The 15,880-nt window shown below is 60.9% G+C and carries 15 protein-coding genes; 8 read left to right on the top strand and 7 right to left on the bottom strand.

The window, feature by feature from the left end; genetic code table 11:
- Positions 1–6: 6 nt before the first annotated feature.
- A complete protein-coding gene (gene rnk, locus DHB74_RS14490; protein WP_036990314.1) occupies positions 7–414 on the bottom strand; it encodes a nucleoside diphosphate kinase regulator in 408 nt (135 codons plus the stop codon).
- Positions 415–601: 187 nt separating this feature from the next.
- Between rnk and DHB74_RS14495 the strand changes: the two genes are divergently transcribed.
- The 5 genes from DHB74_RS14495 (at position 602) to DHB74_RS14515 (ending at position 6,455) form a co-directional block, all read left to right on the top strand.
- Positions 602–1,960, top strand: coding sequence for a TAXI family TRAP transporter solute-binding subunit (locus DHB74_RS14495; RefSeq protein WP_074778583.1), 1,359 nt, complete (start codon positions 602–604; stop codon positions 1,958–1,960).
- A gap of 73 nt (positions 1,961–2,033) precedes the next feature.
- A complete protein-coding gene (locus tag DHB74_RS14500) occupies positions 2,034–2,951 on the top strand; it encodes an AAA family ATPase (protein ID WP_074778585.1) in 918 nt (305 codons plus the stop codon).
- On the top strand, positions 2,948–3,910 hold the full coding sequence (locus DHB74_RS14505; RefSeq protein WP_499161792.1) for a DUF58 domain-containing protein: 963 nt from the start codon (positions 2,948–2,950) through the stop codon (positions 3,908–3,910). Before DHB74_RS14500 ends, DHB74_RS14505 begins: the two co-directional genes overlap by 4 nt.
- Positions 3,907–5,937: a transglutaminase TgpA family protein gene (locus tag DHB74_RS14510; RefSeq protein WP_499161793.1), complete on the top strand. Its 2,031-nt coding sequence runs from the start codon at positions 3,907–3,909 to the stop codon at positions 5,935–5,937. The genes DHB74_RS14505 and DHB74_RS14510 overlap by 4 nt, the downstream gene beginning before the upstream one ends.
- Positions 5,938–5,987: 50 nt before the next feature.
- On the top strand, positions 5,988–6,455 hold the full coding sequence (locus tag DHB74_RS14515; protein ID WP_036989699.1) for a DUF3429 domain-containing protein: 468 nt from the start codon (positions 5,988–5,990) through the stop codon (positions 6,453–6,455).
- Here the strand turns inward: DHB74_RS14515 and DHB74_RS14520 are convergent, their stop codons facing one another.
- Positions 6,456–6,797 (bottom strand): zinc ribbon domain-containing protein YjdM, encoded by a 342-nt coding sequence (locus DHB74_RS14520; protein ID WP_036989701.1) that lies wholly within the window; start codon positions 6,795–6,797, stop codon positions 6,456–6,458. It lies immediately after the preceding gene.
- 771 nt (positions 6,798–7,568) lie between these two features.
- Here DHB74_RS14520 and DHB74_RS14525 point away from each other — a divergent pair.
- A complete protein-coding gene (locus tag DHB74_RS14525; RefSeq protein ID WP_074778590.1) occupies positions 7,569–9,239 on the top strand; it encodes a sodium:solute symporter family protein in 1,671 nt (556 codons plus the stop codon).
- 59 nt (positions 9,240–9,298) lie between these two features.
- Positions 9,299–9,430 carry a putative transporter small subunit gene (locus DHB74_RS14530; RefSeq protein WP_211242646.1) on the top strand — a complete coding sequence of 44 codons (132 nt, stop codon included), beginning with the start codon at positions 9,299–9,301 and terminating at the stop codon, positions 9,428–9,430.
- A gap of 9 nt (positions 9,431–9,439) precedes the next feature.
- Here DHB74_RS14530 and DHB74_RS14535 read toward each other — a convergent pair whose 3' ends face one another.
- The 4 genes from DHB74_RS14535 to DHB74_RS14550 all read right to left on the bottom strand — a co-directional run bounded on the left by DHB74_RS14535 (position 9,440) and on the right by DHB74_RS14550 (position 13,583).
- Entirely contained in the window at positions 9,440–11,626 is a 2,187-nt protein-coding gene (locus DHB74_RS14535; RefSeq protein ID WP_136869483.1) for an FUSC family protein, read from the bottom strand.
- Between the two features lie 105 nt (positions 11,627–11,731).
- Complete coding sequence (locus DHB74_RS14540) at positions 11,732–12,175, bottom strand: CopD family protein (RefSeq protein ID WP_036989703.1); 444 nt, start codon at positions 12,173–12,175, stop codon at positions 11,732–11,734.
- Between the two features lie 37 nt (positions 12,176–12,212).
- Positions 12,213–13,103: a mechanosensitive ion channel domain-containing protein gene (locus DHB74_RS14545; protein ID WP_051610826.1), complete on the bottom strand. Its 891-nt coding sequence runs from the start codon at positions 13,101–13,103 to the stop codon at positions 12,213–12,215.
- 81 nt (positions 13,104–13,184) lie between these two features.
- Positions 13,185–13,583 (bottom strand): lysozyme inhibitor LprI family protein, encoded by a 399-nt coding sequence (locus DHB74_RS14550; protein ID WP_499161794.1) that lies wholly within the window; start codon positions 13,581–13,583, stop codon positions 13,185–13,187.
- 490 nt (positions 13,584–14,073) lie between these two features.
- Between DHB74_RS14550 and DHB74_RS14555 the strand changes: the two genes are divergently transcribed.
- Positions 14,074–14,982: an alpha/beta hydrolase family protein gene (locus tag DHB74_RS14555; protein ID WP_036989706.1), complete on the top strand. Its 909-nt coding sequence runs from the start codon at positions 14,074–14,076 to the stop codon at positions 14,980–14,982.
- Positions 14,983–15,043: 61 nt separating this feature from the next.
- Here the strand turns inward: DHB74_RS14555 and DHB74_RS14560 are convergent, their stop codons facing one another.
- On the bottom strand, positions 15,044–15,763 hold the full coding sequence (locus DHB74_RS14560) for an extensin-like domain-containing protein (RefSeq protein WP_235833912.1): 720 nt from the start codon (positions 15,761–15,763) through the stop codon (positions 15,044–15,046).
- Between the last annotated feature and the right edge of the window lie 117 nt (positions 15,764–15,880).

Below are 15,880 nucleotides of genomic sequence, written 5' to 3' on the forward strand. Positions count from 1 at the left end.
CGGGCTTTACAGATGGAAGTCGCCGCTTGCTTCGGGCTGGTATTCGATATCGATGATCTTGAGCTTGAGCGGGCGACCATTGGGGCCGGTCCAATCGATGCTCTGGCCTTTCTTCAGACCGAGCAGGGCAATGCCCACCGGCGCGAGCACCGAGATGGTACCATCCCGTCCGGCCTTGTCAGGGTAAACCAGAGTCAGGACCATTTCGCGGCCGCTGGTTTCATCCGCGAAGCGCACCGTGGAATTCATGGTGACCACATCCGGAGCAACGCGCGTATGAGACACGACCTTGGCTCGCAGCATCTCGTTCTCGAGAGCCTCCAGCAGGTCGATCGGCGCGTCCATGGTATTCAACACCTCATCCAGGCGTTGGACATCCAGACGGGTGAGCACGATAGAGGGTGATTTGCTCATGGCGAACAGCATTACTCCTTGTTAAAGACAATGAAAAAACGGTAGTTGGGAAAAACAGGTAAAGAAGCCAACAGGACATCGGCATAGATAGACAGTACCAGAATGGCGACTTCTTGCAAGCTCCTCGCCGGTTTTGGTGCTGGCGCTCGCCCGGTTTCCACCCGGCCATGAGACTGGAGAAGCTCAGATGCACGCAGTGAAGCAGATCGCGTTGTTCATTCGTACCAATTTATGGATTGTCCCCCTGGCGCTGCTGCTGGCCTGGGGGCTGTTCCGCTTTCTCGACCCGGCGCCGCCGCGGACCCTGGTGATGACCACGGGTGGTGAGTCCGGCGGCTACCATGGCTTCGCCCTGGCCCTGCAGGAACGGCTGGCAGAGGATGGGCTGACGTTGGAATTGCGCCCCAGCAGCGGCTCAGTGGAGAACCTGCAGCGCTTGAGTGATGGCACTGGCGAGGTGCAGCTGGGTCTGATTCAGAGCGGCACCACCAGCCTGATCGAGCCCGCGCAGCGAGCCCGGCTGGAGGGTTTGGCAGCCATCTATCACGAGCCGTTGTGGCTGTTTCAGCGTCGAGGTGCGGATATTACCCGGCTGGCGGACCTGCATGGCCGCAGGGTCTCGGTCGGCACCATGGGCAGCGGCACCTGGGCAGTAGTACACAGCCTGTTCAGTCAGCTCGGTGATCAGGTCGGCGAGGCAGATGTGCTGGCGGGTAACTGGCAGCGTTTGTCGGCGCGGGACTCGCTGGAGGGGCTGCGCAGCGGCGAGCTGGACGCGGCCTTCTTCGTTCTGCCGGTGAATAATGCCACGGTACGCCAACTGCTGGCCGACCCGGATCTGGAACTGGTCAGCCTCGAGCAAACCGAGGCGCTTGCCGCCAGACTGCCGTTTCTCGATACCCTGAGTATTCCTGAGGGGCTGCTCGATCTGGAGCGTAATGTACCGGCCCAGCCCACCCGGTTACTGTCGCCGGTCGCCACCCTGGTGGTCAACGATGCCTTCCATCCGGCACTGGCGTCGCTGGTTTTGAAAGCGACCACCGATGTGTTGCGCCAGGGCAGTCTGCTGGACCCGCCGGGGGCCTTTCCCGCGGCTATGCCCATGGAATTGGAGCTCACTGGTGAAGCGGAGTACTACCATAAGAATGGCGTGCCGATGCTGCAGCGCTATCTGCCGTTCTGGGTGGCCTCGATTTTTGACCGCTACGTGGTGCTGTTGATCCCCTTCATCGTTATCATGCTGCCGCTGATCAAGAGCATGGGGCCGCTCTACAGCTGGCGCATGCGGGCGCGGGTCTATCGCTGGTACGCGGACCTGCGGCGGGTGGACAAGCTGATTCATAACGGCGGTATCCATCAGGTGCTGGAGCGGGAGATTGCCAGTCTGGTAAAGCTGGAAGACGAGCTGACCCGGGTCGATGTGCCCCTGTCCTATGCTCATGAACTGTATAGCCTGCATCTGCATGTAGGCTACATGATCACCCGGTTGCGGCAGATGGAGGAGGAGCAGGGTGCTGCCCGTGGCGAGAGGGCCGCGGGTGTGTGACAGTTCATTGCGCGGGGTTTCAACTGTCAGGGACTGACCATAAGATGGACCAGCAGGCCAACGAGAGGTGTACATGAAGGATGTGCTGAGTAACGCAACGGATGCAATCAATCAGGTGCTGCTGGGCAAACAGCATGCGGTCAAGCTGGCAGTGGCCTGCATACTGGCCCGCGGGCACCTGCTGATCGAGGATCTGCCGGGTATGGGCAAGACCACTCTGTCCCAGGCATTGGCGCGGGTGATGGGGCTCAGCTATCAACGCATCCAGTTCACCAGTGATCTGCTGCCCGGCGATATTCTCGGCACCTCGGTATTCGATCGTGACAGTGGGGGCTTCGTTTTCCATCCGGGGCCGATCTTCGCCGAGCTGGTGTTGGCGGACGAGATCAACCGCGCCACGCCCAAGAGCCAGAGCGCGCTGCTGGAGGCCATGGAAGAGGGGCAGGTCACCGTGGACGGTGCCACCCGGCCGCTGCCTGAACCCTTCTTCGTCATCGCCACCCAGAACCCGGCCTCCCAAGGCGGTACCTTCGCCTTGCCGGAATCCCAACTCGACCGATTTCTGATGCGCTTGTCCCTCGGCTACCCAACCCCGGCGGCAGAGAAGACGCTGTTATTGGGCGGTACCGGGCGGGCGCGCCTGGATGACCTCAAGCCGGTGCTCACCCGCGCGCAGCTACAGGCATTGCAGGCAGCGGTGCCGCAGGTAACAGCGAGCGAGGCGATCATCGATTACATCCTGCGACTGGTCACCCGCACGCGGGAAAGCCATCTGTGTGCCTGGGGCCTGTCGCCCCGGGGCAGCCTCGGCCTGCTGGCAGCTGCTCGCGCCTGGGCCATGCTGGAACACCGGGCCTACGTCATTCCCGAGGATGTGCAGGCGGTGCTTCCGGCTGTGGTCAGCCATCGTCTGCGCGCCAGTGAGGACCCAGCCGGGCACGGCGGCGGCAGTCTGGCCCAGCGGCTGCTAAACGAGGTGCCGGCGGTTTGATCGCCCGGCTGGGTGGCCAGACCAGCGCCCTGTTCCAGCGCTGGTTGAAAAAGCGCATTCCGGCGGCCAGCCAGGTGACGCTCAACCATCGGCGCATCTTCATCATGCCTACCCGCGCCGGCATGGGCTTGCTGCTGTTGCTGCTGATCATGCTGATCGGCGCCATCAACTATCAGAACAGCCTGGTCTATGCCGTGGTGTTCCTGCTCGGGAGTCTATTCTGGGTCGGCCTGCACCACACCTACCGCAACCTCGCTGGACTTGAGTTGCATGCCAATGGCAGCCTGCCGGTGTTCGCCGGGGAGGAGGCGGCGCTGACACTGACCTTGCTGGCGCCGCGCCGGGAGCATCAATCGGTCGCCCTGTTCTGGCCGAGCACCCCGCAGCGGCAGGTGGATGTGGAGCAGCAACTGGGCACCACGCTGTCGCTCTATCATCCGACCACCCACCGCGGCTGGTTCAAGCCCAATCGCTTGCGTGTGGAGACCCGTTATCCGCTGGGCTGGTTCGTGGCCTGGAGCCTGGTGGATCTCGACTGGCAGGTATTGGTCTACCCGCAGCCGCTGAGCCTGCCTCTGCCGGGTACGCGTGCTGCCGAAGCAGGCGAGGGCGACCAGTTGCTGGCTGAAGGTGTGGACGATTTTCAGGGCCTGCGTGCCTATCAGCCCGGAGACTCGAAGAAACGGCTGGATTGGCGCGCCTGGTCGCGGGGGCAGGGGTTGCACAGCAAGGTGTTTGCCGAGCCGCAGCATGACAGCCTCTGGCTGAGCCTGGAGCAAGCACCCGGCGCCTCGCTGGAGCAGCAACTGAGCTGCCTGGCCGGTTGGGTGCTGCAACTGGAAAGCCGCCACCGGCCCTACGCGCTGGAGCTGGCCGGCCAGCGCATCGGCCCGGCGTTGGGCGAAGCCCACCGGGATGCCTGCCTGCGTGCTCTGGCGCTCTATGGAGTGACCCCATGACGTCCCATGCGCTGATACCCCGCAACAGCCTGGTCTGGTTGCTCACCGCACAAGTGGTCGCACTGGCGCCACACCTGCCCCGGTTGCCGCTGTGGGTAGCCGTCCTGTGGCTGGGCTGTGCATTGTGGCGGGTGCAGATTCAGCGCATGCGTTGGCCCTATCCGGGATTCCTGGTACGGGTGCTGGCGCTGGTACTGGTGACTACCGGGGTGTTTCTGGTGCAGGGGACCCTGATCGGGCTCGATGCCGCGGTGATGCTGCTATTGATGCTGTTCATGCTCAAACTGCTGGAAATGCGCAAACCCCGTGACGCGCTGGTGGTCATCTACCTTGGCTTTTTCATCGTCGCCGCGGCTTTTCTGTTCGATCAGGGCATACCGCTGGCGCTGTTCCAGTGTTTCTCCTTGCTGGTGCTGGTGGCGGCACTGGTCGGTCTGCAACAGACACCGGGGCGCAATGACCCGGCTCGGGCCATGCGCACCGGCGGCATACTGCTGATGCAAGCCGTGCCGCTGATGGTGGTTCTGTTTGTGCTGTTTCCGCGCATGGGCCCGCTATGGTCGGTCAATGCACCGGGCAACCAGGCGCGCACCGGGCTGGCGGAAAGCATGGCGCCGGCAGATGTGGCCGAGCTGGCCCGTTCCGGTGAGCTGGCCTTCCGTGCGGCGTTCGACGATGCAGTGCCGGCGCAGCCACAGCTGTATTGGCGCGCCATGACCCTGAGCCGCTTCGATGGCCGCACCTGGAGCCGTTCGCGCTTCACCACGGCGGCGGCGCCACCGGAGTGGCAGCCACGGGGCGAGCCGATTGGCTACCGCGTCATTGCCCCGGCCAGTAACCAACCCTGGGTATTCAGCCTGCGCGGCGCCAGTACCGAGGATGAGCGCTTGCTGCTCACCGGCGATTTCGTGCTGCAGGCCCGGCAGCCGCTGGGACGGGCTATTTCCTACGTCGCCAGCTCCAGGATGGATAGCCTGCTGCAACCGCAGGAGCTGGACCCCTTGCAGGAACGGGTCAATCTGCAGTTGCCGGAGGGCAGCGACCCCCGCAGTCGAGCCTTCGCTGCGCAATTGCGTCAATCCCATCCTGAGGACGCAGATCTGGTTGAGGCGCTGCTTGGCCATTTCAACCGCGAACCCTTCCATTACACTCTGCGTCCAACCCCGTTGGGACTGCACAGCAATGATGAGTTTCTGTTCGACAGCCGCCGCGGCTTCTGTGCGCATTTCGCCGGCGCCATGACCTTTGTCCTGCGTGCGGCGGGCATTCCAGCTCGGGTCGTCGCTGGCTACCAGGGTGGGGAAATCAATCCGCGGGGCAATTACGTGCTGGTACATCAGTTCGACGCTCACGCCTGGGTCGAGGCATGGTTGCCAGGGCAGGGATGGGTGTCGGTCGATCCGACCTTCCAGGTGGCGCCGGAGCGTATCGAGCGGGGCTTGCAGGACGCGTTGTCGGAGGAGGGCAGTTTTCTCGAGAACTCGCCCCTGGCTGCAGCACGCTACCGCGACATTGGCTGGCTGAACAATACGCGGCTGTTCTGGGATGATCTCAACTATCAATGGCAACTGCGAGTACTGGGCTACCAGAGCGAGCGTCAATTGGAATTCTTCCGCCGCTGGCTGGGCACGGCCGACTGGCAACGTATAGGTCTGATTTCCCTGGGTGTGCTGTTGCTGTTCATGCTGCCGATGGCGTTGTGGATCCTCCGTCCAGCCCGGCAACCGCGTGACCCGCAGCAGCGGGCCTGGCAGACGCTGAACCGGCGCCTGGCGCGGCTGCAGCTGCAGGCAAAGATGGGAGAAGGGCCGCGTGACTGGCAGCAACGACTGGAGCAGATACTGCCTGGGCAGAAGGCAGAACTGGCGGCCTTCTTCGCTGAATACATCCGTCTGAGCTATGCCACCGCGCCGGCGGCAGCTGCGCCGACAGCAACACAGTTGAACCTGGCCCTGCGAAACCTGCTGCGGGTCCTGCCGCACACCCGCCCGCGGCGGCCGATTACGTCGCTGGACTTGCCTGGTTAGGGCCGCGGTTGTAATGTGAGCGCGTTCACGCTGTTAGACAGGAGCCTGCAGTGCACCCTTTCAATGCCTCACGCCCACCCGGGCTTGCCGTTGGGCTGGCCATGGCTGCACTGGTGCCCTTTGTTACCGGCGCACTGGGTTTGTGGGTTATCCCGGAGGGCTGGCGTGTCTGGGTGATGGAAGAACTGCTTGCCTTCGCCGCGGTGATGCTGGCCTTTATGGGCGCAATTCACTGGGGATTGGCCATGCGGGCCGATGAGTCGAGCCCCGACGCACCGATTCAATTGGGCCTGTCCGTCATTCCGCCGCTGCTGGGCTGGTTCGCTCTGAGCCTGCCGATCGACTTCGCCGTACCGCTGTTCTTCTGTGCCTTCGCCGCGCTGTATTATGCGGACATCTGGGCGGTCAGGCACGGCCTGGCGCCGGATTGGTACCCCGCATTGCGCAAACCCATCAGTCTGGTCGCCGTCGGCTCGATGGCGGTGGCCTGGGGCGCCACGCTGGTGAAGAATTACTGATCAGCTCTTCTTGACGAACTCGGACTTGAGTTTCATCGCACCGATGCCCTCGATCCGACAATCGATGTCGTGATCTCCGCCCACCAGCCGGATATTCTTTACCTTCGTGCCGACCTTCACGACTGAAGAGGAGCCCTTGATCTTCAAGTCTTTGATGACGGTAACCGAATCCCCATCTTGCAGAATATTGCCATGGGCATCGGTGATAACAGTCTCATCTGCCAGAGCTTCTTGTTCACCCTCTTTCGCCCATTCATGCGCGCACTCCGGGCAGACATACATGGTCCCATCTTCGTAAGTATATTCGGAGCTGCAAGAGGGACAGTTGGGAAGTGTGCTCATGATATTACCTTCATTGTTTCCGGCTCTCGGAGCCTGGGTGAAAGCCTGTTTGAATTGGCCCGGACAGTAGCATGCGGAGGAGGGGTTGTCCATTTGCAGGCCCCGAACCAGAGGGCTTCGGCTCTTTCATGGCTGGGTACAGAAAAGTCCCAAGGTTGTAGCAAAGAGACTACTGCTGTAGAATCGACCAATCGAATAAGTCGGCATGGCCCTGAAACAGGCGTTCTGTCCAGTCGATATCGCCATTGTAAAGTCTGCTGTTCATCGCCACTTTCGCAGGTATCGACAGCGTTGTTTCATTGTCTGCCGGGTGAATACGGGTCGATTACCCAATACGTCCGGTTATGTTTGCATCAGGAGATGTTCGTAAAGCCAGCCATATAAATGGACAGAAGTAGCATCGGAGAATAAATAATGTCTATGTTCAACTATCGTGATAAAGACTTAGCATCAGCCCTTCGTTTAAAGACCGCGTTTTACAATCATTCAGCCTACAAAGGCTACCATTAGCACTTCTGCTGTCCTCTCCCGGGAATCTCTGAAAAGCGGCAACGCTCGGCCACGCTGATCTTTCATCGGGCCTGAATCAGGTTTTTCATTCGCGTTTGGCCGGACTCCGGCGCGCTGCGTTTTCCAGAGCATTCTTGTTTCATATCGTTTGTCGTGCGCGTAAGTCGAGCGCAGCGGCGCGATTTCGTTTCTTTTTTGTGGTTCGGTCATGCCCCGAATTTGGGTGCTGGGTTCCGCCGCAAAAAGCCTTGAGGTCAAGTAGTGAATTCCGAATTGTTTCAATTTTCCACCATCACGGTCCTGTTGTTGATGGTTGCCTTCTATGGCGGCACTTATCTGCTCTCCACCCGGCTCAAGCAAAACGATGGGGATGCCGATGGCTTTATGGTCGCCAACCAGCGGATCGGCCTGGGTATGGGCGCGGCGAGCATGACGGCCACCTGGATCTGGGCGGCATCCTTCTACGCGGCTGCCACCTCGGGTTACACCTATGGTGTTTCCGGGCCGCTGCATTACGGTTTCTGGGGCGCGCTGATGATCCTGTTCATCTACCCCTTTGGCCGTCGCTTTCGCGAACTGGCGCCCAATGCCCATACGCTGGGTGAGCTGATTCATGCGCGCCATGGCGCTTCCAGCCAGCTGATCCTGGCGTTGTCCAACCTGCTCGGCAGCATCATCAGTCTGATGGTCAACCTGACGGCGGCGGGTGCGCTGGTGTCGGTGCTGTCGCCGCTGTCGTTCCAGGCGGGGATCGTCATTGCCGGACTGGGGGTGCTCAGCTACACCTTGTATTCGGGTTTTCGGGCCTCGGTATTCACCGACTTCGCCCAGTTGATCGCCATGATGGCAATTGCGGTGGTGATCATTCCCGCGGTGCTATTTGCCATGGGCGGGCCGGCGGTGATGGTCGACAATCTGTCGAACCTGACAGCGGAGCAGGCCAATATCTTCTCCCGTGAAGCCTTCCTGCATCAGGGTGCGCCGTACTTCGTGGCGGTGCTGGCCTACGCCATCGGCAACCAGACCATCTCCCAGCGGCTGTTCGCGGTGGATGAGTCGCATATCAAGCCGACCTTTATCACTGCGACCATCAGCTACGGTGCGATTGTCATCGGCCTGGGCATGATCGGTCTGATGGCGCTGACACTGGGCGTGGAGCCGATAAATGGCAACATGAACAATCTGATTCCGCAGATGGTGTCGAGTTATCTGCCGCCGTTCTTCATCGGCCTGTTCTTCATCCTGGTAATCGGTTCGCTGTCTTCCACCGCCGACTCCGACCTGTCAGCACTGTCGGCGATCATGATGGCCGACGTGTATGGCAAGAACATCGCCAAGAACAACGCTGACCCGAAGAAGATGCTGTTGATCGGTCGAATGACCATGATCGTCGCCACCGTGCTGGGCATCATTCTCGCCAGTTTTTCGCTGGATATCCTGGTCATGCTGGTATTCGTTGGCGCGCTCTGGGGCGCTGTGGTGTTCCCGGTCATCGCCAGTTGCTTCTGGGACCGTGTTACCAACAAGGCCTTTACCTGGGCGGTGCTCTCGGCGCTGGCGGTTTTCTGTCTCGTGCGTTTCGACCTGCTGCCAATGACGGGAGTGCTGGCCATTGGCGTCGAGCTGCTGGCATCGATCGGCGCAGGTGTGGTGGGCGGCTTGATGGTTTTCGGCTTCCTGGGCAAGCGCCTGGGTGTAGCGGCTTTCTTCATCGCTGCCGTGGTGGTGGCCTGGATCGGCGTGGGCACGTTGCGCGAATACACCGTGTTGCTTTCGTCCCTGACCGCCTACGGCGTGAGCACACTGGTATGTACCGTCATCAGTCTGGCCAGCAACGAACGCTTTGATTTCGATCTCATTCAGGAGCGGGTGGTGGAGTACAACAAGCCCGCCGCCGACGAACTGAAGGGCGAGACGGTCGCCGCTCGCTGAAACAATTTTCAGCAGCCTGCGGTGGCCGCAGGCTGCTCTTTCAACCAAGGAGAATAATCATGCAGACAATCATTCTGGGTTCCTACATCCTGGTCTGGCCCGCTATTACCCTGGGCATGCTCGGGCTGATCAGCTACGCGGTGGTGCGTGACTACCGCGAAGCCAGACGCACCAATGCGGACATGGTGTAACCGGCAGCGTTACTGCCGGTCGGGGGAGCGCTCAGGCTCCCCAGCCGGCTGCAATGCGGTGTTGGCGTCGGCGGTGATGCGTTCCGCGATGCCGCAAGCCAGATCCAGTCGTCGCAGTATCCAGGGTTTCAGGTCATAGACGAAAGGATCACTGTAAGTTCCTTCCTGCTCCCATCCTCCCACGCTCAGCGGTATGCTCGGCTCCGGCGCTTGTGCGGCGGTCAGGGTGCTGCCGATTTTTGCAGCTGCTACGCGCAGTGCGTCTTGCACATCTTCTTGCTCCTGATGCCGCCGCATCAATAACATGGTTTTCACCGTGGTCAGTTGTGCCAACAACTGATAACCATGCCCCAGCAGGCTTTCCAGTGATTCGAGTCTGGGCCGTACCGCTCGTGGCTCGGCAATGGATCGCCGGGTAGCCTGAACCAGCGCCGAGAGGCTGTCATAGGCCTCCTTGCGAGCAAGTCGCCACTCCAGCTCCGGCTCGTTATCCACCGCGGTCAGATGACCCAGGTTCAGCGCGACCTGCGCATGCCGGGCCTGAGCCAGCAGGGTGCGGTTCACCAGCGAGGGAATCTGACTGCGTTCCCAGGATGGCAATACATAGCTGAACGCCCAGGCGATGCCCACCCCGATGAGGGTGTCGGCAATGCGCTCCAGCGCATTGAATACCGGAATATCGACGCCACTGAGCAGGTGCGCCTGGACCAGGCTGACCACCGTCGCCGCGACGGCGGTGATCAGGTAGCGCTTGATGGCGAAGGAGTGGGATACCGCCTGGGCAATCGGCACTATCACCAGCAGCAGTAGCGTCGGTGCCTGGGTGGAAAGAATCGCGCCGGCCAGAACGCAGCCCAGTATGGTGCCGGCGACACGGCTGTTGCGGCGCTCCAGAGTCTGCGACAGGCTGCCGCGCAGTACTACCACGATGGTTACCAGGATCCAGTAACCGTGGGTAGCCCAAGGCAGCGCCAGGGACAGCAGATAGCCGGTGCCGATCGCCAGCGCAGCGCGGATGGCGTGGCGCATCGGCGGCGCATCCCAACGCCACAGCACCAGGATCGGGCGCAGTGACCAGTTGGTGGGGCTGACGAACAGCTGCCAGGCAGTGCGTACTGCCGCCAGATCAGGTTCCACATCGCCACGTGCCAGCCGGTTCAACCGCAGAATCTCGTCGTTGATGTTGCCTACCCGGTTGGTCAGGCCACGCAGCAGGGTGCGAAGTGACGGTGTATCGCCCGGCTGGCCGGATGACTCGGCCTGGATCCGGTTGAGCGCCGCCAGCGCTGGTCGCAGGTCAGTGAGCGGTGCGGGCTTGCGACCGCGCAACAGCGCATCGGCCATCCGATCGACCTCATCCGCCAGTTGATCGATGACCTTGCGCATGGCGGTCAAAGCCTCCGCCGAATCCGGTCGGGATTTGATCAGGTCCAGATCCAGCTCGCTGGCCAGCAGGTGGTCGCGCATTTCCAGCACGTTGATCAGCATGGCGGCCAGACGCTGGCGGCGGGTTGTGCGTGGCGACTCCAGCAGCAGATCGCGGGCCGATTGCAACTGATCCGCCAATGCGGCTTGCTGCTGCATCAGCTGGCCGGTCGACGGGGTATCCGTCGTCGGGTCGAAGCGGTCGGCCTGGGTGCGCATCAACTGGCTCAGCGTCAGCATGGACTGTGCCAGCAATTGCACCCGATAGCGGCCGTTGAGCAGCGCATTGGACGCGGTGGCATACAACACGTAGCACGCCGACCCCATGGCGAAATACAAGGCGGTATTCATCAGTGAGCCGGTGTTGAGATGCTGGGGTATGGCCATCGAGAAGATCATCGCGAGCATGATGGAGATGACGATGGGTACTCCGCGCTGCCCCCAGGCACCAGCCAGAAATGCGAAGAAGGTTGCCGGGACCAGCAGCAATCCCAGATACAGCGGCTGGTCGTGCAGTGCCTGGACGCTGACGAACAGCGGCAGACCGAGCAGGGCCGCTGGCAGCAGGCTGCGGAGCTTGCCGCGCCGGGGCAGGGCATGATCGGGCGGGATACAGATGATGGCGCCCACGGCGGCCACCGAGGCGGGGAAGCGGCCGAACAGCAGATAGACGCCGGCTGACACCAGTAAGAGTCCGACCCCGGCAGATATGCCGGTCGTCACGTAAGAACTCAATAACACTCGCAGCGCATTGCCGAGCCGCCTAGCCATATCTTTCCCCTTCCTGCCTTGACTCCAGCATAGACGCAGGTGAGCCGTCACGGGATACGCTTGGCTTCGGCTAAGGGCGTTTCACGCCTTCAATGCGCAAATAGCCTAGAGCCAGGGGCCAGTACGGAAAGTGGTGCCGACGATAACGAAGGCTACGCCGAGGGTGGTGATCAATCGAATGCGCAGCGCCATGGCCGGTAGAGTATCGGCCGATAGCCGGGGAATGACCCGCAGTCGCGCGTCCATCGCCACGGCCAGAGTCAGCGCGAGCAAGGTCAGTTTCAGCAAGATCAGCCGGGTGACGAAATTGTCCGCGGCAAACCAGGAGCCCATATCCGGGATCAGCGTATGGGCGAGCCAGAGGCCGGATAGCACCTGTATCGCCAGCGCCGCCATGCCCCATTTTTCGTAGGCCGACTCGAAGGCCAGCAGATCGGCCACCGAACGTTCCCGCAGAATCCTTGGCAGCAGGGCCAGCGTCAGGACCAGGTGGCCGCCGGTCCAGATCGTGGCGGACAGAATGTGCAATACCAGAACATATTTGTACACGGAGGCTTTCCTTGACGCGGCTGGGTTGACCGCGCGATCAATGCGCCGGGGCGGGGGTGTCCGACACCTCATCGCGTTCGCGATGGCGGGAGAAGTCGTTCTCGGAGAACACGTCGGTGAGGATCGCCTGCTCGATGAAATTGCGCTCACCGGCTTTGGCGGGGATGCGCACGGTCAGGTGGATCTCGCCGGCGACCGGCACCTGGATGGTTACCCGAGGGTCAACCGAGGGCATCATCAGGCCACGCTGGTTGCCGATCTTGCTCATGTAGCGCCGCACCAGTTCCAGGTAGGGTTCGCAGTGACGGGTCGCAGACGCCAGCAATGCTTGCTGGGCTGCCTGCCAGTTATCTTCCCGCTTGAAAGGGATGGTGAACACATGAAAGTCGTAGTGGGTGGTGAAGCTTTCGTTGATCACCGGCTCGGATACGAACAGCGCGTTGGGAATGACGATTCGGCGCCCGGTGCGCTGGTGCAGATGCTTGCCAGGACCAACTTCCAGAATGGTGGTCGCCAGCAGGCTCTGATCGATCACGTCGCCACGCAGATCCTTGATCTGGATGCGGTCGCCGAGGACGAAGGAACGCGAACCACTCTTGAGGATCGAGCCAGTGAAGCACAGGATGAGTTCCTTGGTTGCCACTACGAACGCCACAGCGATAGCGACGATGGACAGTGCCAGTGTTCGCAGCTCTTCGCCCCAGATCATTACCAGCCCGAGCAGCAATAGCAGCAGGAAGCCGTTGCGCGAATTGACCAGCCATTTGCCACGCAGTTCGGGCGACTGCACGGTGCGCTGGATGAAGCGTGTCGTCAGTGCGCGTAGGATGAAAACCGTTACCATCAGAATGGCCGAACTGGCCAGCAGGCTCAGCACCGCGTCGGAAATGACGAAGTTATCCGGTAGCCAATCCACATTCTCAAACATGTTGCGTATCCCTGTTGCGGTCAGGCAGGAATGATCTGCTGTCGTCGCGTCGGCGTCAATCTATGACCGCACGGCTGCGTCTCAATAGGGGAAATACGACTCCAGCTCGGTAATCCGTTGGGCGGCCCGGGTCTGCATGCAGCCGAGATAGACGGCGGTGCGGATACTGCCACCGGCGTACAGGGCGAACTGGGCATCGCAATCAGCCTTGCGGAGGTCGATCCACAGACGCTGGGCGGCGCGCACCTGCTCCCGTACCGAGCCAGGATCATCCAGGCCGCTATCCGGCTCGGCAAGGCGATCCATCAACTGCTGATATACCGCATTCAACTGGGCCTCGGTCTGCTCCTGTTGCGCCGCGGCACAGGCATTGATTTCCATGGTGGTCAAGGCGTTGCTGCAGCTGTCGGCCGCAGGCTCTTCGGCGTTGCTGCAGCCAGCCAGTAACATGAACAGGGGCACGGCTCTGAGCGCTTTCATGTTTTCAACCTGTGTTAGGCATTTCTCGATAGTGCTTCGCGGTTTCGGCAGCCCAAGCCGGCGGGTACCTGCCTGGGATGGTAGCAGAGCCGCGAATAATAGTCGCGGCAAGTATAACAGCCCCATCTTGCCTCCAGACTGAGACTGTGATGTTGGCAGTCGAACGTGAAGCATCCGCGAAGAATTAAATAGCACTCTGGCGGGCGGTGGCTTATTCAGGATAGATGTTAGTTGGCCATTCACACGAAAGAGTGAGTGCGGTGATTGTAACTCATTGATTTATTGCAAAATACATCGCTTGGTCGACATGTTTATAACCAAGCGAGCATTTGAATTAACCCATGCGGGTGAACTTGCCTGTTCGCCATTGACGCCGTGGGCAGCAACTAAAATACTTTCCCGCTGTTGATGGCGGTTCTCGTTCGGGACATCAATATAAAGCGTTATATGCAAGTAACAACAAACTGAAAAACATGTTCCTGGAGTAATAATGATCAATAAAAATCTATCCCAATCGCTGCTGGCCATGATGGCCGCAGGCGCGCTGCTGCTATCGTCCTCTGCCTTTGCGGTCAACCCGCCGACTGATGGACCGACTGATCCCGATCAGGCTTACGAGCGAGGGCCTGACCCGAGCGTCGCCTTCCTCGAGGCTCCCACTGGTCCCCACAGTGTGCGGACCAGTCGGGTTTCCGGGCTGGTCAGCGGTTTCGGTGGTGGGACCATTCATTACCCGACCGGCACCACCGGTACCATGGCCGCCATCGTGGTGATTCCGGGCTTCGTATCCGCCGAGTCTTCCATCGAGTGGTGGGGCCCCAAACTGGCGTCCCATGGCTTCGTGGTCATGACCATCGACACCAACACCGGCTTCGATCAGCCGCCTAGTCGTGCCCGTCAGATCAACAATGCGCTGGACTACCTGGTTAGTCAGAACACCAGCCGGACCAGCCCGGTCAATGGCATGATCGATACCGAGCGCCTGGGTGTCATTGGTTGGTCCATGGGCGGTGGTGGCACCCTGCGGGTGGCCAGCGAAGGGCGGATCAAGGCAGCCATTCCGCTGGCGCCATGGGATACCACCCGCTTCAGGGGAGTACAGGCACCCACGCTGATCTTCGCCTGCGAGTCCGATCTCATCGCCCCGGTACGCAGCCACGCGTCGCCCTTCTACAATCAACTGCCGGATGACATCGATAAGGCCTATGTCGAGATCAACAACGGATCGCACTACTGCGCCAATGGGGGTGGTCTGAACAATGACGTACTCAGCCGCTTCGGGGTGTCCTGGATGAAGCGCTTCCTGGATAACGATACGCGCTACAGCCAGTTCCTGTGTGGCCCGAATCACGAGTCCGACCGGAACATTTCCGAGTACCGCGGCAACTGCCCTTACTGATCGGCAACAGCAACAGAAAGCCGACCTTGCGAGGTCGGCTTTTTAGCATCGGCATACAGCATCAGCGGCAGAAACCGAAGCCACTGCCGTCGAAGTGAAAGTGATTTTCATGGGGCTGGTTGTAATCGGGCCCCAGCACCGTACCGAAGTAGCCACAGGCGGCATCATGGGCATCCTTGAGGAAGGCCGATTTGTACGTGGCATCTTCATCGTCCCAATGCGTCAGCACCGAGATCTGCTGCCCATTCTCGAAACGAAAGCCCGCCACGTCGAAGGCGTTGGCCGTTGCATGCTGGCTGCGCCGAGCGCCTTCACGGTGATAGATATTGCGACAGGCAAAACTGCCCAGATGGTCGACCCGTACCAGCGCGCTGTCCAGATGCTGCTGTGCCAGCGGCTGGAGCTGCTGGCGCTCGAACATGACCCAGGCCACCGCCAATGGACAGGTCACCGTGAAGGTGGAGCTGAAACGCACGCCGGTACGGCTGACCCGCACCACATTGGTCAAGGGGCAGCCGGCAACGGGTGTGTAGTCATCCAGCGCCAGGTAGTCAATGGCGCCTTCGGGGGCGGTTTCCAGCACCGCCAGACATTGTTGTGGGTCTTCCTGGAGGCGGGATAGCTTCCATTTACTCACTACCGTCATTGGATGATCAATGGCCAGTGGCTGCCACGGATGCCAGTGCGGCGGGATGTGCTCCCAGGGGCGAGTCAGCACGGCTGCGGCAATGATCCCCAGGACCAGCAGCCACTTCAGCAATCGAAACAGGATGGTCTTCAACAGCAGGCCTCCAGCAATGATGCGGTTCGGTAATTCAGACCGGGACGGTGCCCGAAAGTGCAGGCTGTCTGCGATTGCCGGCCCCGAAAGCCGCTGATTCTGTTATGGTTGCCATCC

It is taken from the genome of Pseudomonas sp. G11-1 (genome assembly GCF_024031555.1).
Classification (GTDB): Bacteria; Pseudomonadota; Gammaproteobacteria; order Pseudomonadales; family Pseudomonadaceae; genus Halopseudomonas; species Halopseudomonas bauzanensis.